Raw genomic sequence first — 18929 nt, forward strand, 5'->3', positions numbered from 1 at the left:
CCAGCGCCTTGCCTTGAAACACGAACGCCCCGCTCAATGAGCGGGGCGTTCGTGTTTCAAGGGCTATGTTTGAGCTGTCACACAGGGAGAAAACAAAGGCAAGGTCAGGCAGATTCCGGCGGCGAGTCGCGCAGCTCACGTCTGAGCACCTTGCCGACGTTGGTCTTGGGCAGCTCGTCGATGAAGACCACCTGACGCGGCACCTTGTAGCTGGCCAGTTCCTTGCGCGACCAGTCTCGCAGCGCATCCGCCTCGAGCTCTGCGCCGTCCTTGAGCACGACATACAGCTTGATCGCCTCACCACTGCGCTCATCCACCACCGAGACGGCGGCCGCCTCGAGCACGTCCGGGTGACGCACGATGACGTCCTCGACCTCATTGGGATACACGTTGAAGCCGGAGACGATGATCATGTCCTTCTTGCGATCGACGATGCGCATATAGCCATCGTCCTGGAAGACCGCGATATCACCGGTGCGCAGGAAGCCATCGGCAGTGAAGCTGTCCTTGGTTGCCTGCTCACGCTGCCAGTAGCCCTTCATCACCTGCGGCCCCTTCACGCACAGCTCGCCCGGCTCCCCCATCGCGACCAGCGCGCCCTCATCGTCATACAGACGCACCTCGGTGGAGGGCATCGGCCGACCGATGGTGCCGAGCTGAATGGCATCCAGCGGATTGAACGACACGATCGGCGAGGTCTCGGTCATGCCGTAGCCCTCGGAGATATCGCTGCCGGTGACCCGCTTCCACTCTTCTGCCGCCTTGCGCGTCAGCGCCACGCCCCCTGAGGTGGTGATCTTGAGCTTCGAGAAGTCCAGTGCCTGGAAGCCGTGGTTGTTGCACAGCGCCACGAACAGCGTATTGAGGCCGACGAACATCGTGAAGTCGTGCTTTTGCAGCGTCTTGACGAAGCCCGGGATATCGCGCGGATTGGGAATCAACAGGGTGTGATTGCCTTCACTGAGCATGCAGGCCAGATGAATGGTGAAGGCGTAGATGTGATAGAGCGGCAACGGCGCCACCAGCGTCTCGTGGCCGGGATTCAAGCCCTGCGTGAGGGCCATCTTGCCTTGCAACATGTTGGCGAGCAGGTTGCGGTGAGTCAGCATCGCGCCCTTGGCGACCCCGGTGGTGCCGCCGGTGTACTGCAGCACAGCGACATCATCGAGTGCCAGTGTCGGCCGCTCCCAGCGCTCGGCCTTGCCCTGCGAGATGGCCGTGCGCAGCGAAATGGCGTCGGGCAGGTGATAGCTCGGCACCAGTTTCTTGACGTGCTTGACCACGGTGTTGATCAACAGCCGCTTGAAGGCCGGGTGCATGTCGCCCAATTCACAGACCAGCACGTACTCGAGGCCAGTGCGCTCCCGCACGCGTTCGACCTTGTCCGCCATGTTGGCCAGCACCACCAACGCCCGCGCGCCGGAATCATTGAACTGATGCTCCATCTCACGTTCGGTATACAGCGGATTGGTATTCACCAGCACCAGGCCTGCTCGCAGCACGGCGAAGGCCACCACCGGAAACATCAGCGTATTGGGCAGCTGGATGGCGACCCGATCGCCCGGCTTGAGGTCGGTCTCATGCTGGAACCAGTCCGCCAGCTGACGACTGGTGGCATCCAGCTCCGCAAAGCTCATGGTGCGGTCCATGCAGGTAAAGGCAGGACGCTCGCCATGCGCCGAGCAGGCCTTTTCCAGCATGTCCATCAGGGAGTCGTAGCCGCTGAAATCCACCTCTTGAGAAGACCGCAGGCACGACATGCCGCTCATGTCGCCTGCCGCTGGCTGTACTCTCGAAGCATCGGGCGAGGCATCTGCCACGCGAGAAGGTTCTGTAGTGGAATCGGCAGTGGTATCGGTAGTGGACTTGCCTGACTCATCGGGTCGAGCCGCTAGGGGATCATGCATGGCGTTGCTCCTTGATCAGTACGTGGGGCGCTCGGCATCACTGCCCCCGCTACCTTGTTGTTGTAGACGTCGTTGCAAGACGTCGTCGTGAGACTAGGTCGAAATACATCGTGGTGAGATGCGTGGTGAGGCGCTGTCGGGACTCCGTCGGGTGGGTATCAGCCTGTGGGCCCTTCACTGTCGACAGCATAGCCGCAAACCGATGCTGCGCGCCGTTGGCGGAATCGATGGACCTGTCAGCATTGGAACATACGTACGTTTGATATTGCCTTGCGACCTTGGTGACATGCGCAAGCCTGCTCTGGAGCAGGGAAACAGCTCTGAGCCCAAGGAGGTAAACAGCCCTGACTCGAAAGCGAGAAACAACGAGGCCCCTGCCCGGGGGGCAGAGGCCTCATGTCTTGCACACCGAACGCATACGCGCCGGAGTTACACATCAGGCGCATACGTCTGGCAAACGGCAACTCAGGAGAGGTCGCGGACCTCGTTCTCGATCATCTTGCGGATATGCTCCTCGTTCTCGATCATCGATTCGCCGTCCTTGCGCAGCGATTTCAACAGTCCGATCATCATGGCGATCAGCACGAAGGTGAACGGCAAGGCGCCGGCGATCGAGGCAGCCTGCAGGGACTTGAGCGCCTGATCGCCCCCCAGCAACAGCAGGATCAAGGTCACGGCGCCCAGCATCATGCCCCAGATGATGCGTTGCTGAACCGGAGGACGACGACCGAAGGCCAGCAGGCGTCCCAGCACCAGGGTGCCGGAATCCGCAGACGTGACGAAGAAGATGATCACCACGACCAGCGCGGCCACCTTGGCCACGGTCGCGGCGATACCGGGCGTGAGCACCTCGAACGAGTGGTAGAGGGTGCCGGCGTAGTCCCAGTTGGTGACCGCAGCCGTGTAGATGCCCATGTCGGCCCCGTACAGGGACTGATAGATCCCCGCCGAGCCGATGACGCCGAACCAGACCAGCGCCACGATGGAGGGGATAACCATCACCCCGAGAATGAATTCCCGGATGGTCCGGCCGCGCGAGATGCGGGCAATGAACATGCCGACGAAACCGGCCCAGGCGATCCACCAGCCCCAGTAGAAGATGGTCCAGCCGCCCTGCCACACTTGCTCGTCCGGCGTCCGCGCCGTCCACAGTGTCATCGAGACGCCATCGGTGAGGTAATCCCCGAGCGCGGTGATGGAGCTCGCGATCAGATAGTTGGCGTCGCTCACCAGCAGGAAGTAGGCCAGGATGCCGAGGCAGACCCAGGTATTGAAGGTGGAAAGCAGCTTGATGCCACGTGCCACGCCGCTGGTCGCTGACAGGGTAGCGATCACGCTGATCAACACGATGGAGACCACGGTCACCATGCGCGACTTCTCTTCGATGAGACCCAGTGACATCAGGCCGGAGCCGATCTGCTCGACGCCCAGACCGAGCGTGGTGGCGATGCCGAAAATGGTACCGAACACGGTCAGGATATCGACGGTGTGCCCGATAGGCCCGTAGATCCGGTTGCCGATCAGCGGATAGAGGGCCGAGCGCATCGAGAGCGGCAGACCCTTGCGGAAGGCGAAATAGGCCAGTGACAGCCCGACGATGGCATACATGGCCCAGGCGATCGTGCCCCAGTGGAAGACGGTGAGCTTGATGCCACCGGCGGCCGCTTCCGCGACGCGGCTGTCAGGCACCGGGAAGCCTTCGTCCCCCGGCATGAGACCACTCGCCAGGGCGGCCTGCTTGGCCTCGAAGAAGGCGGCGACGGCCGCCTTGACGTCAGCACTCAGAAACGGATTGCCGCCGCTCCAGTCACTCGCGAAATGGATCATGGGCTCGGACATCGAGAAGAACAGCATGCCCGCGCCGGTCCCGCAGCCGAACAGCATCGAGAACCAGGCAAAATTGCTGAACTCGGGACGCTCATCGTCGCGCCCGAGTCGAATCTTGCCGACACGTGAACACATCACGTAAAGGCAGACCACGAAGGTCGAGAACATCACCAGCACGTAGTACCAGCCCAGGGTGCTCTCTATCCAGGCCTTGATGCCCAGAAACTGATCGCTGGCCGTCTTGCCCAACAGAATCGCATAGAGAATGAAGAACACGGTCATGGTGATCGCGGTGATACCGAGCGTCGAGTTGAGTCCCTTCAGGACACCTCGCTGCTCGATGAGTGCATCCAGTTCCTTTCCTTTCAACATGTTTCTACCTCGTGACGGGTTTTTATTATCATTTTTCATGATGCCGCTATCGTCGTTCGTGACATTAGTACCGTCGTTCATGACAGCGGTATCGTTGTTCATGACTGCGGATGCTGGGGCTCAAGGAACCTCAGTCGTCATGGGGAAATTGCGGGCAGATCGCGTTCACCTTCGGCCAGTCATGGGCGGGAACCTTGGCAGACGACAACACCACGGCATGTCATCTGACCCCAGCCGATATGCGACTTTGTGGGGAGAGTCCATGCTATAGGGCCCCCGCTTGCGAGACCAATAAGATCTCGACGCCGCCTGGATAAGCAGAGCTAATGCCTGAGCCGAGAAAAAGAGGCCTCACATTACGGCGTCTTTCGGCAGAGGTCCTATCCAGGCCGGTTCCTTCAGGGAACCTCATCCAGACAGACAAAAGCCCCCGGCGGATCTCTCCACAAGGGGCTCTTGCGTCATGGCGACGCGTGAAGCGTCACTGACTGCCCGCTCGGATCATTGACCGACGGACTGGCTCAGACGCAGCTGGTGCAGGTAGTGCATATGACGCTCGTACTGCTCGAGCAGATCATTGATGACCTGGTCCTTGCTGTAGCCCATCAGGTCATAGGACTGACCGCCTTCCTTGAGGAAGACTTCGGCACGACAGTAGTCCTCTTCATCCCCCTCGTCTTCCTGATCCAGATTGAGGTCGGGACGCAGGTGAGAGCGAATGCGCACGCCGTAGATGAAGTCATCTTCCTCACCATGGCGTGCATTGAAGTAGACGCGATCACGGCTGATGGTGACGTCGACTTCCAGTCCCTGGCTACGCAGCTCTTCAGCCAGCTCCTGCATGCCTTCCGCGACAGTGCCGCGCAGGAAGCCACGTACCATGGCGCGCGTCGGGAAGCTCATCAGGTGCTGGGCACGCTTGCGCCAGTTGCCCTTCTCGCCCATCGGCGTCGCGGCTGCGGTGTTCACCGACAGCGAGCGGCGCTTGACGGACTCGAGATTGAGCTGGCGCAGCAGGCCGAAGATCGCGGCCAGCAGAATCATGCCGAACGGCAAGGCGGTGGCGATGGTGGCGGTCTGCAGCGCCCCCAGCCCACCGGCCAGCATCAGCACGATGGCCAAAAGCCCCACCGCGAAGGCCCAGTAGATACGCTGCCAGATCGGGGTGTCTTCACGACCACCGGAAGCCAGCATGTCGACCACCATCGAGCCGGAATCCGCCGAGGTGACGAAGAACACGATGACCATCACCAGCGCGATCACCGAGGTGATAGATGACAGCGGCAGCTGCTCGAGGAAGGTGAACAGGGCCAGCGAATAGTTGTCGTTGACGGTGTCGACCAGCGCCGTGACGTTCTGCTCCAGAATCATCGAGATGGCGGTGTTGCCGAAGATGGTCATCCACAGCAGGGTGAAACCGGCCGGCACGAACAGCACGCCGATCACGAATTCCCGGATGGTACGGCCACGCGAGACACGCGCGATGAACATGCCGACGAACGGAGACCAGGACATCCACCAACCCCAGTAGAGCAGTGTCCAGCCACCGATCCAGTCATTGGGTTCGTAGGCGTAGAGTTCGAAGGTCTTGCCGACGATATCGGCCATGTAGAAGCCGGAATTCTGGACGAACGCCTTGAGCAGGAAGGCGGTCGGGCCGAGCAACAGCACGAACAGCAACAGCACCACGGCGAGGCCGAGGTTGATCTCGGACAGGATGCGGATGCCCTTGTCCAGGCCGGTCACGACCGAGATGGTGGCAAGGCCGGTGATCACGACGATGATCGCGACCTGGGTCCAGTCGTTGTTCGGCATGCCGGTCAGGTGCGAGAGCCCGGCATTGACCTGTGCCACACCGTAGCCCAGCGTGGTGGCGACACCACAGACGGTGCCGACGATGGCGAAGATGTCCACCGCATGGCCGATCGGGCCGTAGATGCGCTTGCCGATCAGAGGATACAAGGCACTGCGCAGCGTCAGCGGCAGGTCATGGCGATAGCTGAAGTAGGCCAGAATCAGCGCGACGATGGCGTAGATCGACCAGGCATGCAGCCCCCAGTGGAAGAAGGTCAGCTTCATCGCTTCACGCGCGGTCTCGACCTGCTCCGGGGTGCCCGTCGGCGGATTGAGGAAGTGCATCACCGGCTCGGCCACGCCGAAGAACATCAGGCCGATGCCCATGCCCGCCGAGAACAGCATCGCGAACCAGGTGACGTTGCTGTAGTCCGGCAGTGAGTGGTCCGGCCCCAGGCGAATCTCGCCATGGCGTGAGAAGCCGACATATACCACCGAGATCAGCACGATGGCCACGCACAGGATGTAGAACCAGCTCACGGTGTTGGTGATCCAATGCTGGACCGACTCGAACACGGACATGGCCGTGTCCGAGAACACCGCGGTGAAGATCACCAATAACAGGATGATGGCATTCGCGCCGAAGAAGACCGGCGGGTTGACCTTGGCAAACAAGCCGGTGCGCGGCTGGGCACTGGCATCTTCGCCACCGCCCGCTGCAGGGGTATTGCGCATGGAGATTTCCTTGTGAGTGTCCGGGAGAGACGCCGTGAGCTGTCTCGGCGCCCTGCTGGCAAACAACACTATAATGAAAAAACATGATCAAATTGCGCGCGGATAATATCACCTGATGCCTACATGACCAATGTCTTGTCCAACTACCGTCCAACTTCTCGGCGCACACATGGCGCAGGATGCCATTTGTTTTCTTGATGCTTGCACGCTGGCACCCAACGTCATCGGCACACTCAAATGCCATGCTGGTCACACAGGAGTAAACGCATGAGTCGCAATCGTCATTCCGGCAAGGGCCCCCTGCGCGCGCTCGCGCTGTCTCTCGCCCTGATGAGTGCCCTGCCGACCACGTCCGCCATGGCGGGCCCGGGGCATGGGCGCTTCGATGGGCCGGGCTACATAGGCCCAGACATCGTGATCGGGCATGGTGAGCCCGGTCGGCTGATTCGCTGGGCACCGGGTGGCCCGGGGCACGGTCATGGCCTGCCCGCAGGGGCGCGCGGTGTCTGGGTGGGCGCTACGCTGTATTTCCTGGCGGCAGGCACCTATTACCTGTGGGAAGAGAGTCAGCAGCAGTATCTGCCCGTCCAGGCCCCCGCTCAGGCGACACTCACGGCCGCGGCGGTCGATGTCATCGCCTACCCCACCAAGGGCCAGAGCGAAGACCAGCAAGCGCGTGATCGCTATGAGTGCCATCGCTGGGCCAATCAGCAGAGTGGCGCCGAAGCCAATTCCGCGGCACCGCCCGTGACCGCCAGCAACGCAGACACCTATCGCCGCGCGCTGAGTGCCTGCTTCACCGGTCGCGGTTACAGCGTGCAATAGTCAGCTTGAGCCATGAGCATGAAAAAGCCCCGCCAGCTCGCGACGATCGCGGCCTGGCGGGGCTTTCTTGTGTCTATTGTCGGCTTTCTGTTGTCTGATTTGACTGCTTGCGGGATTTGACTGCTTGCGGGATTTGCTGCTCGTGGCGATCAGCCGCGCCGCTTCTGATGCCGTTCGCGGTTGTTGTCACGCGCCGCGCGGGATTTGCGCAACATCACCAGCGTCGCTCCCAACCCACCATGGCGCGGCGTGGCACTGCTCCAGGCCTGCACCTCGGGCATCTGCTCCAGCCAGTGCACCAGGTAGGCACGAATCAAGGCGGCATGCGATTCGCTGTCACGCCCCTTGCCATGAATCACCAGCAGGCAGCGCAACTCGCTGCGCCAGGCATCCTGGATGAAGCGATGCACCTCACGGCGACACTCGATGAGCGGACGACGCATCAGATTGAGCTGCGCCTCGGGTGGGTAGCCGCCCTGGCGCAAGCGCTCCAGCACACCGGTCTGGATGCCATCGCGGCGAAACTCGACCGGGTCATGCGGCGAGAGATGCTCCACGTAGCTGTCGGACAGTCCGTCCAGCTCGTTGCCCAAGGTCTTCTGCGCGTCTTCACGCCGTGCCAGCTGAGCCTCGCTGGGGCCCTTGCGGGCCGTGGTGACATCGGCGCGGTCCTTGCCGCGCGTCAGGGGAGCAACGCCTTGCATCTCACGACTGAACAGATCATCCGCCTCGGCACTGCTCAACTCACGGGCATGCGCCGCCGACATCATTGCAGGGGAAAAACGTGACATGGCACCCTCCAGTCTTCACCAGGACGTGTCAATTACGTGGAGCGCGCAGTCAAGATCGACAAACGACGACGCCCCGAGACAGAGCATGCCTCGGGGCGTCGGTTCAGCTCAAGTCACTGACGTGATTTCTTGCGTCATCACGCCTCAAGGGCAGGTCAATGCCCGGTCTTGAGCTGCTCCCAGTACTTCTGATAGATCGACAGCGCATCGCCGACATCGGTCTGGAATTCGCCGCGGGCGAGATCCTGCTGAGTCGGGAAGACCACCGGGTTGTCACGCACTTCCGGGTCCATCATGTTCTTGGCCGCCAGGCTCGGCGTGGTGTAACCCACGTACTCGCTGATTTCCTTGCTGACTTCCGGGCTGATCAGGTAATCGATGAACTGATAGGCCGCATCGACGTGACGCGCGTTGGACGGAATCGCCATGGTGTCCATCCACAGGATGATGCCTTCCTTGGGATAGACATACTCGACCGGCACGCCTTCCTGGTTGGCCTGATAGACCTCACCGTTCCAGATCAGGCCGGCATCGACCTCGCCCTGCATGAAGGGCACGCGCGCCGCATCGGAGTTGAAGGCACGCACGTTGGGCATCAGCTGGGTCAGCTTCTCGTAGGCCGCCTTGATCTCGTCCGGGTCCGTGGTGTTGCCACTGAAGCCGAGGCTTGCCAGTGCGACATGGAAGACTTCACGCATGTCGTTGGAGAGCAGCAGCTTGTCACGATACTTGTCGTTCCACAGATCGTTCCAGCTGGTCAGCGCGCCCTCTTCGACATAGTCCGGGTTGTAACCGATGCCGGCACTGCCCCACATGTAAGGCACGCTGTACTGGTTGCCCTTGTCGAAGTCACGATCGACCAGATTCGGGTCGAGGTCCTCGAAATGGTCGAGCTTGCTGACATCCAGCTTCTGCAGCAGGCCTTCACGCGCCATCTTGTCGATGTAATAGGTCGACGGGAAGACGAGGTCGTAGCTGTTGTCGCTGTCCAGCAGCTTGAGCTTGGCATACATCGCTTCGTTGGAATCGAAGGTGGAGTAGACGACATCGATGCCGGTCTGCTCTTCGAAGCGCTCGATGACTTCATCGGGCATGTACTCGGTCCAGTTGTAGACGTAGAGGACCTTGTCGCTGTCATCCGCGGCCAGAACGGGGGCGGATGTAGCCACGGAAGCCAGGCTGACGGCAGCCATCAGGCCAGCGGCACGCAGCGGGAAACGGGTACCTTGCATGTTATTTTTTCTCCTTGAGCAACAACTGTGAAATCAACAGCAGACAGAGCGACAGCCCCAACAGCAGGGTTGCCAATGCATTCACTTCAGGTTTGAGCCCCAGTCGCACCATCGAGTAGATGCGCAATGGCAGCACCTCGAAGGTCGGCCCGGTGACGAAGGTCGAGATCACCACATCATCCAGCGACAGGGTGAAGCTCAGCAGCCAGCCGGAGGCGATCGCCGGCATCAGCGCCGGTACCAGCACGTGCCAGACGGCGCGTGCTTCGCTGGCACCGAGATCACGCGCCGCTTCCAGCAACTGCGGGTTGATGCCCGTCAGGCGGGAATAGACGGTGATCACCACGAACGGCAGACAGAAGGTGGCGTGCGAGACCAGCAGCGAGAAATAGCCCAGCTGGATACCCAACGCAATGAACAGCGCCAGGAAGGCGATCGCCATCACGATGTCCGGCATCATCATCACCGTGAACAGCATGCCATTGAGCAGCGGCTTGCCGCGGAAGCGATAGCGATAAAGCGCAGTGGCCGTCAGCGTGCCGATCAGGGTCGCCAGCGTCGCCGCCGTCACCCCGAGCCACAGCGTGTTGAGCGCAGCCTCCATCAGATTGCCATTGCCCAGCAGCTTGTCGTACCAGCGCAGGCTGAAGCCGCCCCACACGAAGGGGTTGCGTGAGTCATTGAACGAGATGCCGATCAACACCAGGATCGGCACATACAACAGCGTGAAGATCAGCGTCAGATAACAGCGGCTGAACCAACGCAGCGCGGCGCTCGCCTTCATAGGGTCACCTCACGCTTGAAGAGCTTGACGCTGCGGTAATAGGCCAGCAGCAGGAACGCCATCACCAGCGTCAGCATTACGCTGATCGCCGCGCCGAAGGTCCAGTTGTTGGCCTCCAGGAACTGACCCTTGATGATGTTGCCGATCAGCGGATGGCGCGAGCCGCCCAGCAGGTCCGAGACATAGAACATGCCCATCGCCGGCAGGAACACCAGCAGCACGCCCGCGATGATGCCCGGCATGGTCAGCGGCAGCACGATATGGCGGAAGGTGGCCAGACCATTGGCGCCAAGGTCGCGGGCCGCCTCCAGCGTCGGGCGGCTCAGCTGCTCGAAGACGGCATACAGCGGCAGGATCATGAACGGCAGCAGCATGTAGACCAGCCCCACGATCACCGCCTCCTCGGTATACAGCAGACGCAGCGGCGCATCGATCAGGCCGAGATTCATCAGCACATCGTTGAGCAGCCCGCGCGTCGCGATCAGCGTGCGCAGGGCATAGATGCGGATCAGCGAGTTGGTCCAGAACGGAATGATCACCAACAGCAGCAACAAGGGCTGCAGGCGCGGGCTGGCCCGCGAGATCATCCACGCGAAGGGATAGCCGAGCAGCAGACAGATCAGCGTCGTGATCAGGCCGATCCACAGCGAATGGCCGAAGACGCTCAGGTACACCGGACTGATCATCTGGCCATAGTTGGTCAGAAAGCCCTGCCACAGCGTGCTCAGCGACAGCTCACCGCCCAGCAGCTGGCCGGTGTTTTCCGGCATCAGGCTGACCAGCACCACCAGCAGCGTCGGAGCCAGCACCAGCACGATCAGCCAGCCCCAGATGATGGTCAGGGTGGCGGTCTTGAAGGGATTGCGCACCAGACTCATGCACCCGCCCCCGTCACGGCCGGCTCATCATCGGGCAGGATGATCTCCCAGTCCGGCACCCAGCTGACGCGCACGCGCTCGCCGAGTCGGTAATCGAAGTCAGGGTCATCCTCGTCGAAGAACTCGCTGGCCAGCAACTGCTGACCGCTGTCCAGCTCCAGCACCGTGTCCAGGGTCATGCCCTTGTAGTTGCGCTCGATGACGCGCGCCGGGAAGCCTTCGCTGTCCCCTGCGCCCTTGAGTCGCATGTCTTCCGGGCGCAGCAGCACCTGCACCGCCTCTCCGCCTTGATAGGTGCGGCCATGGCTGCTGAGTTCCAGCGTCTGACCGAGCAGCGTTATCTCGATGCGCCCGGCCGTCGCCGCGGGGCGCACGACCTGCGCCGCCAGCTGGTTGATCTCACCGACGAAGCGCGCCACGAACAGCGTGCTCGGCGATTCATAGACCTCACGCGGCGTGCCGATCTGCTCGATGCCGCCTTCGCGCATCACCACCACGCGATCGGACATCGACAGCGCCTCTTCCTGATCGTGGGTGACGAACACGAAGGTGATGCCCAGGCGACGCTGCAGACGCTTGAGCTCGTTCTGCATCTGCTTGCGCAGCTTGTAATCCAGCGCCGACAGCGGCTCATCGAGCAGCAGGACGCGGGGACGCTTGACCACGGCGCGGGCAATCGCGACGCGCTGCTGCTGCCCGCCGGAGAGCTGGTCCGGGCGGCGGTCCGACAGATGGGCCAGTTGCACCATCTCCAGCGCTTCGCGCACCCGCTCATGAATCTCGGCCTTGGCGACCTTTTCCATGCGCAGGCCAAAGGCCACGTTGTCATAGAGGTTCATGTGCGGAAACAGCGCATAGCTCTGGAAGACGGTATTGACCGGGCGCTGGTGAGCGGGACGCTCATGCAAGGCCGTCGACTCGAGCGTGATGGTGCCGCTATCCGGCGATTCGAAGCCGGCGATCATTCTCAGCACGGTGGTCTTGCCGCAACCGGACGGGCCCAGCAGCGTGACGAACTCACCATCGTTCAAATCCAGGTCAAGGCTGTCCAACACCTTGCGATCACCAAAGGTCTTGGAAATGCCACGCAGCTTGACCAGCGGGGCCTTCTCAGGAGCAGAGCTTTTCATCGGCGGGTTGTCACCTCCAGCGGGCGCCGCGAACGGCACCCTCATGCATGTCAGGCGCGCCAGGGACTGGCACGCCACATCGTCAATTCCATCGTGCCTGGCCACCGGCAGACTGCCAGCTCTCGCCTCGCCGCTCGCTTTGGCGCTGGCGCAAAGGTCACATCAGACAGCGGGAAGGCGGCGTCGCCAGTCTGGCATGCGAACCTTTCACTTGCGTGTCTGCCTAGCGGGCAGTCGCCAGCTGACCTGCCTCACTCATGCCTCGACCACGCCTCACCCTTACCTCGCCCATACCTCGCTCATCCCTCAGTCAGGCTTTCCAGCGTGCAGGCCGAATTGCGGCAAGACAGGCGAGCGGTTCCGGTTGATGCGCGAGAGACAAAGGAAAAGGCCCGAACAGGTGTCGGGCCTTTTCATTGGCGTCATCGCTTTCGATATCGGGGTATCGGCATCCGCCTCAACCCCCGTCGGGATGAGCAGACGGCACAGGGTGCGCATTCTGCCCATTCGGCATCAGACTGTCACCTTGCAATCGCGTTCCAGTGCCGCTCAGGAAGTCGCAAGTCGCGGATCTTGCGGGTCTTTTTCCTCCTGAGTCATGGCCTCATCACCCACCTCACCGACACTGGGCAGCACCTCGACCAGACCGCAGGTCATGCGCTCCTTCTCGGCGGCACGCGCACGCGCCAGCGCCTCACGTAGGGGTTCCAGGCGCGGATGCGGCGCTTCGCCCGCCTCGCCGGCCGGCAATTCCCACGGCAAGGCGTGCGCCATCTCCCACAGCGAGTATTGACTGAGATCACGCCCGAGCACCCATTGGCCATCCTGGGTCTGGCTGGCGATGTTCTCGGCGATCAGCGGCTTGAGCACACGACGATAACGACTGCCCAGCACTTCCGTGAGTCGATCATCGGACAGCGGCTCACCGCGCTCATGGGCATCCTTGAGCAGCATCACGGCGCCGAGGGTCTGCCAGAACGGCGGCCAGCGATGCCAGTCAGCATTGGAGCGCTCACCCATCCAGGCCGCGACTTCCGCCCCCAGCAGCACGATGCACCAGGACAGGAACACCCACAGCAGGAAGAGCGGCACAGCCGCGAAGGCGCCGTAGATGGCCTGATAGGACGGGAAATGCGTCACGTACAGCGAGAAGCCCGCCTTGGCCAGCTCCAGCGCCAGCGCCGTGGTCAGCGCGCCGACCGCGGCGTCACGCAGGCGAACCTTGCAGTTGGGCACCGCGGCATAGATGAAGGTGAAGGCCGCAGCACTCAACAGCGGCGGCAACAGACGCAGCAACAGGGCCTTGCCGCCCAGCATCTCGGCGGCCGAGTCGAAGAAGGACAGTGAGGTCAGAAAGGACGACAGCAAAAAGCCCGAGCCCAGCATCAGCGGCCCCAGCGTCAGGACGGCCCAGTACATCAGGAAACTCGACAGCCCCTTGCGCCCTTCCGGCACCTGCCAGATGGCATTGAAGGCGCCTTCGATGGTGATCATCATCATCACCGAGGTCACGAACAGGAAGATCAGACCCACCGAGGTCAGATTGCGCGCCTGACCGGAGAACTCGTTGAGATACTCGAGCACCGTGGCGCCGGTCGAGGGCAGAAACTGGGAGAACACCGTCGTCTGCAGTTGATCGCCCACGCCGTCGAAACTCGGAATGACGGCGAACATCGCATAGATGACCGTCATCAAAGGCACGATGGCGAACAGCGTCGTATAGGTCAGTGCCGACGCGGTCTTCTTGCCGTCGTGATAGTTGAAACGTGATACCAGCTTGAGGATGACGCCGATGGCGGGCATGACCCGCGAGATCCCTGGCAGTTGTGGCATTCTTGTGCGCCCCTCTACAATGCGTGCCTGATTCATTCGCCACCGCCGGCCATGGCCAGTAGCGCTTGCGTGAAACCCATCACCTGTCCGGAAACGGAGACAGTCATGTCAATATTGAAACTCTACCATAACCCACGCTGCTCCAAGTCACGGGAAACACTGGCGCTTTTGACCGCGCGCCTCGAGGGCGATGCCTTCGAGACCGTCCGCTACCTGGAAGATCCCCTCGATCGTGAGCAGCTCGAGGCCCTGGCCGCCCGAGTGGAAGGCGGCGCGCGGGCTCTGACCCGCGAGAACGAAGCCGAGTGGAAGGCACTGGGCCTTGTAGACCCCAGCGATGCGCAACGCCTTGACGCGATTGCCGCAACGCCGAAATTGATGCAGCGGCCGATTCTCGATGACGGCACCCGTGCCGTCATCGGTCGCCCGCCCGAAGATGTACTGGTGCTGTTGAGCGACGCCTGATCCCCTGATGACAGGGTGTGCTCACGCAAGCCCCGCTTGCCCCTTTTGATAGATTGTCATCCACCTGAGGAAGCTCATGTCCGCAACGACCCACGACGCGACGCCGTACGTCCTCGTCCTCTATTACTCGCGCCATGGTGCGACCCGCACGCTGGCCGAGCAGATCGCCGCCGGCATCGAGTCCATCAGCGGTGTCGAGGCACGCCTGCGCCGGGTGCCCGAGATCTCGGCCACCTGCGAACAGACCGAGCCGGAAATCCCCGACAGCGGGGCCATGTATGTCGAGCTGGACGACCTGCGTCACTGTTCGGGCCTCGCGCTGGGCAGCCCGACCCGCTTCGGCAACATGGCGGCGCCGCTCAAGTACTTCCTGGATTCCACCAGTGAACTGTGGATGAACGGCGCCTTGATCGACAAGCCTGCCACCGCCTTCAGTGCCTCAAGCTCTCTGCATGGCGGTCAGGAAACCACGCTGATCACCATGCTGATCCCGCTGCTGCATCATGGCATGGTGTATGCCGGTGTGCCCTACAGCGCCACCGAGTTGCTCGAGACCACCCAGGGCGGCACGCCCTACGGCACGACCCACGTCAGCGGCAAGCGTGGCGACAACGATGTCGATGACAACGAACAGCGCCTGGCCCTGGCGCAAGGCAAGCGTATCGCTCGCCTGGCCCTGGCCATGCAACCTCTCAGGGAGACGAAATAGATGCGCGCCTGGCTTGAACGACTGGAACGTGAGCAAGGCCTCGACACGCTCGAAGCCAAGAGCCGTCGTGGGGTGATCGCAAGTTTTGCGGCCGTCGCCCTGCTGCTGCTGATCGGCGGCATTCAGCTGATGGCGCAGAGCGAGAACAGCGGCCTGCTGCCGCTGTTGATCCGCCTGCTGCCCATCGCACTGTTTCTGCCCGCCATCTTCACCCGCCGGGCACGTGGCCATGTCTGGCTGGCCTTCGTCAGCCTGCTCTACATCATGCAGGGCGTGATGCTGGCCGGTGTGCCTGGCCACGCCGTCATCGGCGTACTGGAAGCACTGGCGGCGCTGGGGCTGTTCATTTCCAGCATGGCTTACGCCCGTTTCCGCTCGCGCAACCTCAAGCGTCAGCCGCAGGCCTGATCAAGCCCTGGCCTCTCCATTGCCCGCCCTTCTCGTCGTGCCTTGTTCGGCTAGAATAGCCGACTAAAATAGGCGACAGAATGGCGGGTATCGGTTTGCGCCTTCCTATGGCGGCTTGCCGCTTTCCCCATCGCTCCCCACCGCTTCTTCCAGCGTGTCTCCTCAACCATCGCGAGCCGCCCATGCTGTATCGGCTTTGCGAGTTGACCACAGCGAGGCTTTGCCATGATCGGCCTGACAACACACTTGTCTTTTTACCGCCCTGCGGGCATTTCGCGCTACCGCCCTGCGGGCGTAGCGCGCAACTGCCTGACCACTGGCGTGCTGGCGGCTGGCGTGGTGCTTGCCAGCCTGTTGGCGTCGCCAGCGGCACTGGCTGACAAGACGGAAGATGCCATCCAGTATCGCCAGGCAGTCTTCCAGACGCTGGCGTGGCAGTTCAGTCCGATGGGTGCGATGGTCAAGGGCAAGCAGGATTATGATGCCGAGGAGTTTCGCACCCGCGCCGAGCGACTGGCGCTGTTGGCTCAGATGCCATGGGAGGGCTTCATCGCCGGTTCCTACGACGGTGATACCGACGCGCTGAGCAAGATAGAGAGCGACCGTGCAGGCTTCGACAAGCGTGCCGAGGCGCTGATGACCCAGAGCCGGGCATTGGCTGACGCCGCCGCCAGTCAGGACCTTGACGCCCTGCGCAGCCAGTTCGTCGAGACAGCCAAGACCTGCAAGGGCTGTCATCAGCAGTATCGCGCTGACTGAGATAGCCAAAGCTCCTTCAAGACGCAAAAGCGCCGCCATGAGATTGCTCGTGGCGGCGCTTTTGCGTCTTGGCATACTTGAGGGCGAGAGCAGGAGTGAGCAGAGCTTACGGCAACTGCGCCCCCTGCCAGATGACCAGAACGGCAATACCGATCGCCAACCCCAGCGCGAGCCACTTAGGTGTCCGTGAAGGTGATACTGGCTCGCCCTCATCCACTACCGATTCATCGCGCCTGAAATGCTTGCGACCATGCACCATCGCCCAGATCAACCACTCACCGCGCAGGCCGTGCCAGACGATGGCCATCAGATGCAGGGCGATCAGCCCCCACAGCAGCGTGATATTGGTGTGATGCACCCAGGCCAGCCCCTCGGCGACACTCGCTGGGACCCGGTCATGCAGGGGCCCTTCGAACAGCAGATCATCGGTCAGAAACAGCCCGCTCGATCCCTGAATCGCCAGCACCAGCAACATGGCCAGCGTCATCCAGCCACCCAGGGGATTGTGGCCTGCATGGCGTGGCGCGCGCCCCGCCAGAAAGTCACCGGCGTAGCGCCAGGTCGTGCGCGGTGACGCCACGAAGCGGCTGAAGCGAGCATGCCCGCTGCCCGTCAGCCCCCAGATGAGACGAAACACCGCCAGCCCGATCACGCAATATCCCAACCGTGCGTGCCAGACCATCGGAAAATCGAGCCCTGCACCCACCTCGGCGGTGTACCACATGCCGATGATCGCCAGAATCAGCAGCAGGTGAAACAGCCGGATGGCCAGCCCCCAGATCACGACACTGCGCAGCGGCGAAGGCTCGCCCTGATCAAGAAGCGACGTCTCAGTCGAGGACTTGCGGGATCGGTTCGAACTCATCCTGATGACTCCCTCAGCGAATGAACCTTTGATGGCACGGCACAGGGCAAGGCAGCGATAGGCAGCCAATACGTAGCTACAGACCAGTATAGGTGGCCGTGACCTGGCGACCCACGGTAAATCAATCCGCCCTGCCGCCATGAGACATGTGAAATATCAGCAATAAAGCGCTGATTCAGCACTTTCCACTGCCAGCTGCCACCTTGGCAGCATCGCCTGACGCTTGATGACATTATATGCTGCGTAGATTGTCTGCGGCTTGCCGGGACTCGGCCTCTTGAAGGCCCCCTGCATGTGTCGCCCGTCTTCACCCCGCCTGCGCAGAACGGAACTCTCGCCATGTCATCGCCATCCACGGCCAGTACCTCGCACGCCTCCCGGGACGACGCCGCCGGTGCGGGCTCGCCTACCCGGCAACCAGTCAGCGGTCGCCACCTATGGCAACAGGCACTCAACCAGACCCTGCCGGTGATGTTCGGCTATATCCCGCTGGGCGCTGCCTTCGGCGTGCTGTTCACCCAGCTGCCCTTGAGTCCCTGGCTGGGCCTTCTCATGTCACTGGTCATCCTGGCCGGGGCCGGCCAGTTCCTGGCGGTAGCCTTGCTCGGTGCAGGCGCCGGCATCACCGAGGTCTTCGTGGCCACGCTGCTGCTCAATTCGCGCCACCTCTTCTACGGCCTGTCGTTGCTGGAGCGCTTCCGCGCGGCGGGCCTTGGCAAGCTCTACCTCATCTTCGGGCTGACCGATGAAACCTACTCGCTGCTGGCCAGCCTGCCGCGCAGCGGCGAACGCGATGATCCCGTGGCGCGCCGTGATGACCAGCGCCTGATGTTGCGCATCACCTTCCTCAACCAATCCTGGTGGGTACTGGGGACGCTGCTGGGTCTGGCAGCTGGACAGCTCAGCTTTGACAGCAGCGGCATCGAGTTCGCGTTGACGGCGCTGTTCGTGGTGCTGGGCATCGAACAATGGTTCGCCCTGCGCGAGCGCTGGCCCTTCATGCTCGGCCTGCTGGTCACGCTCGCGGGCCTGTGGCTGCTGCCGGAAGATCAGCTGTTGCTGGGCAGCATCGCGGCAGCCTGCGCTCTGTTGCTCGGGCAGTATCATTACCAGCGTGGCAAACATCAGCCACACGTCACGCCTGCCCCGCGTGACGATCATCCCCCACACGGCAAGTCTGGCGCGCGCCAGACTGAGCACAATCAAGCCTCGGAGCACACCACCCCATGACGACCCTGCAGGCCTTGCTGTTGATCGCCGTGTCAGCCGGTGCGACCTTCGCCACGCGCGCGCTGCCCTTCGTGTTTCTGTCCCGCCATTCGGCCCATCCGCTGATTCTGCATATGGGCCGCTATCTGCCGGCCATCGTCATGGTCGTGCTGATCATCGTCTCGCTGTCGGCCATGCAACTGCCTGACATGTCAGAGTCCGCGCACCGTATCTCGGCCTGGCAAAGCTGGCTTGAGAGCGCCGAGGGCGCTGGCATGCTGGTCGCGGCCCTCTGCGTGGCAGGACTGCATCTGTGGCGACGCAATGCGCTGCTCTCGATTGCCGTCGGTACCGGGCTTTACATGGCGTGGCTGCAGCTGGGCGGTGTCTGAGGCTTGCGATCCAG

At 62.2% G+C, this 18929-nt stretch carries 17 protein-coding genes; 7 read left to right on the plus strand and 10 right to left on the minus strand.

The window, feature by feature from the left end; translation table 11 throughout:
* Nucleotides 1–104: 104 nt before the first annotated feature.
* From ACJJV2_RS08505 to ACJJV2_RS08515, 3 genes are all read right to left on the minus strand, one after another.
* Nucleotides 105–1769 carry an AMP-binding protein gene (locus ACJJV2_RS08505; protein WP_405280736.1) on the minus strand — a complete coding sequence of 555 codons (1665 nt, stop codon included), beginning with the start codon at nt 1767–1769 and terminating at the stop codon, nt 105–107.
* 603 nt (nt 1770–2372) lie between these two features.
* Nucleotides 2373–4106 carry a BCCT family transporter gene (locus tag ACJJV2_RS08510; protein ID WP_405279961.1) on the minus strand — a complete coding sequence of 578 codons (1734 nt, stop codon included), beginning with the start codon at nt 4104–4106 and terminating at the stop codon, nt 2373–2375.
* 501 nt (nt 4107–4607) lie between these two features.
* Nucleotides 4608–6635, minus strand: coding sequence for a BCCT family transporter (locus ACJJV2_RS08515; protein ID WP_405279964.1), 2028 nt, complete (start codon nt 6633–6635; stop codon nt 4608–4610).
* Nucleotides 6636–6902: 267 nt separating this feature from the next.
* Here ACJJV2_RS08515 and ACJJV2_RS08520 point away from each other — a divergent pair, with 267 nt between their 5' ends.
* Complete coding sequence (locus ACJJV2_RS08520; protein WP_405279967.1) at nt 6903–7460, plus strand: hypothetical protein; 558 nt, start codon at nt 6903–6905, stop codon at nt 7458–7460.
* Nucleotides 7461–7609: 149 nt separating this feature from the next.
* On the opposite strand, the gene smrA is transcribed toward ACJJV2_RS08520, so the two are convergent.
* The 6 genes from smrA to ACJJV2_RS08550 form a co-directional block, all read right to left on the minus strand.
* On the minus strand, nt 7610–8251 hold the full coding sequence (gene smrA / locus ACJJV2_RS08525) for a DNA endonuclease SmrA (RefSeq protein WP_347421393.1): 642 nt from the start codon (nt 8249–8251) through the stop codon (nt 7610–7612).
* Nucleotides 8252–8406: 155 nt separating this feature from the next.
* The gene (locus tag ACJJV2_RS08530; protein WP_197738736.1) at nt 8407–9483 is read right to left on the minus strand and encodes an extracellular solute-binding protein; all 1077 of its coding nucleotides are present in this window, start codon (nt 9481–9483) and stop codon (nt 8407–8409) included.
* 1 nt (nt 9484) lies between these two features.
* A complete protein-coding gene (gene potC, locus ACJJV2_RS08535; RefSeq protein WP_043333579.1) occupies nt 9485–10267 on the minus strand; it encodes a spermidine/putrescine ABC transporter permease PotC in 783 nt (260 codons plus the stop codon).
* On the minus strand, nt 10264–11145 hold the full coding sequence (gene potB / locus ACJJV2_RS08540; protein WP_043333577.1) for a spermidine/putrescine ABC transporter permease PotB: 882 nt from the start codon (nt 11143–11145) through the stop codon (nt 10264–10266). Before potB ends, potC begins: the two co-directional genes overlap by 4 nt.
* Nucleotides 11142–12275 (minus strand): spermidine/putrescine ABC transporter ATP-binding protein PotA, encoded by a 1134-nt coding sequence (gene potA / locus ACJJV2_RS08545; protein ID WP_405279973.1) that lies wholly within the window; start codon nt 12273–12275, stop codon nt 11142–11144. Before potA ends, potB begins: the two co-directional genes overlap by 4 nt.
* A gap of 549 nt (nt 12276–12824) precedes the next feature.
* Nucleotides 12825–14108, minus strand: coding sequence for a YihY family inner membrane protein (locus ACJJV2_RS08550; RefSeq protein WP_405279975.1), 1284 nt, complete (start codon nt 14106–14108; stop codon nt 12825–12827).
* Nucleotides 14109–14213: 105 nt separating this feature from the next.
* On the opposite strand from ACJJV2_RS08550, the gene ACJJV2_RS08555 reads away from it, so the two are divergent.
* The 4 genes from ACJJV2_RS08555 (at nt 14214) to ACJJV2_RS08570 (ending at nt 16449) form a co-directional block, all read left to right on the plus strand.
* Nucleotides 14214–14573: an arsenate reductase family protein gene (locus ACJJV2_RS08555; RefSeq protein ID WP_043333573.1), complete on the plus strand. Its 360-nt coding sequence runs from the start codon at nt 14214–14216 to the stop codon at nt 14571–14573.
* 76 nt (nt 14574–14649) lie between these two features.
* Complete coding sequence (gene wrbA / locus ACJJV2_RS08560) at nt 14650–15282, plus strand: NAD(P)H:quinone oxidoreductase (protein WP_131432016.1); 633 nt, start codon at nt 14650–14652, stop codon at nt 15280–15282.
* The gene (locus tag ACJJV2_RS08565) at nt 15283–15690 is read left to right on the plus strand and encodes a DUF2069 domain-containing protein (protein ID WP_153635739.1); all 408 of its coding nucleotides are present in this window, start codon (nt 15283–15285) and stop codon (nt 15688–15690) included.
* A gap of 246 nt (nt 15691–15936) precedes the next feature.
* A complete protein-coding gene (locus ACJJV2_RS08570; RefSeq protein WP_405279980.1) occupies nt 15937–16449 on the plus strand; it encodes a c-type cytochrome in 513 nt (170 codons plus the stop codon).
* A 106-nt stretch (nt 16450–16555) separates the two neighbouring features.
* Here ACJJV2_RS08570 and ACJJV2_RS08575 read toward each other — a convergent pair whose 3' ends face one another.
* Nucleotides 16556–17314, minus strand: a complete 759-nt coding sequence (locus ACJJV2_RS08575; protein WP_405279982.1) for a cytochrome b/b6 domain-containing protein — start codon at nt 17312–17314, stop codon at nt 16556–16558.
* Between the two features lie 339 nt (nt 17315–17653).
* Between ACJJV2_RS08575 and ACJJV2_RS08580 the strand changes: the two genes are divergently transcribed.
* Entirely contained in the window at nt 17654–18544 is an 891-nt protein-coding gene (locus ACJJV2_RS08580) for an AzlC family ABC transporter permease (RefSeq protein ID WP_405279984.1), read from the plus strand.
* Nucleotides 18541–18915: a branched-chain amino acid transporter permease gene (locus tag ACJJV2_RS08585; protein ID WP_043333568.1), complete on the plus strand. Its 375-nt coding sequence runs from the start codon at nt 18541–18543 to the stop codon at nt 18913–18915. The genes ACJJV2_RS08580 and ACJJV2_RS08585 overlap by 4 nt, the downstream gene beginning before the upstream one ends.
* Nucleotides 18916–18929 lie beyond the last annotated feature (14 nt).

This window comes from Cobetia sp. Ld8 (genome assembly GCF_045066615.1).
Classification (GTDB): Bacteria; Pseudomonadota; Gammaproteobacteria; order Pseudomonadales; family Halomonadaceae; genus Cobetia; species Cobetia amphilecti.

Bases quoted from the DNA above. Each gene is read 5' to 3' on its own strand.
- ACJJV2_RS08505 (WP_405280736.1), bottom strand. From the start codon at position 1,769: ATGAGCGGCATGTCGTGCCTGCGGTCTTCTCAAGAGGTGGATTTCAGC.
- ACJJV2_RS08510 (WP_405279961.1), bottom strand. From the start codon at position 4,106: ATGTTGAAAGGAAAGGAACTGGATGCACTCATCGAGCAGCGAGGTGTC.
- ACJJV2_RS08515 (WP_405279964.1), bottom strand. From the start codon at position 6,635: ATGCGCAATACCCCTGCAGCGGGCGGTGGCGAAGATGCCAGTGCCCAG.
- ACJJV2_RS08520 (WP_405279967.1), top strand. From the start codon at position 6,903: ATGAGTCGCAATCGTCATTCCGGCAAGGGCCCCCTGCGCGCGCTCGCG.
- smrA (WP_347421393.1), bottom strand. From the start codon at position 8,251: ATGTCACGTTTTTCCCCTGCAATGATGTCGGCGGCGCATGCCCGTGAG.
- ACJJV2_RS08530 (WP_197738736.1), bottom strand. From the start codon at position 9,483: ATGCAAGGTACCCGTTTCCCGCTGCGTGCCGCTGGCCTGATGGCTGCC.
- potC (WP_043333579.1), bottom strand. From the start codon at position 10,267: ATGAAGGCGAGCGCCGCGCTGCGTTGGTTCAGCCGCTGTTATCTGACG.
- potB (WP_043333577.1), bottom strand. From the start codon at position 11,145: ATGAGTCTGGTGCGCAATCCCTTCAAGACCGCCACCCTGACCATCATC.
- potA (WP_405279973.1), bottom strand. From the start codon at position 12,275: ATGAAAAGCTCTGCTCCTGAGAAGGCCCCGCTGGTCAAGCTGCGTGGC.
- ACJJV2_RS08550 (WP_405279975.1), bottom strand. From the start codon at position 14,108: ATGCCACAACTGCCAGGGATCTCGCGGGTCATGCCCGCCATCGGCGTC.
- ACJJV2_RS08555 (WP_043333573.1), top strand. From the start codon at position 14,214: ATGTCAATATTGAAACTCTACCATAACCCACGCTGCTCCAAGTCACGG.
- wrbA (WP_131432016.1), top strand. From the start codon at position 14,650: ATGTCCGCAACGACCCACGACGCGACGCCGTACGTCCTCGTCCTCTAT.
- ACJJV2_RS08565 (WP_153635739.1), top strand. From the start codon at position 15,283: ATGCGCGCCTGGCTTGAACGACTGGAACGTGAGCAAGGCCTCGACACG.
- ACJJV2_RS08575 (WP_405279982.1), bottom strand. From the start codon at position 17,314: ATGAGTTCGAACCGATCCCGCAAGTCCTCGACTGAGACGTCGCTTCTT.
- ACJJV2_RS08580 (WP_405279984.1), top strand. From the start codon at position 17,654: ATGTCATCGCCATCCACGGCCAGTACCTCGCACGCCTCCCGGGACGAC.
- ACJJV2_RS08585 (WP_043333568.1), top strand. From the start codon at position 18,541: ATGACGACCCTGCAGGCCTTGCTGTTGATCGCCGTGTCAGCCGGTGCG.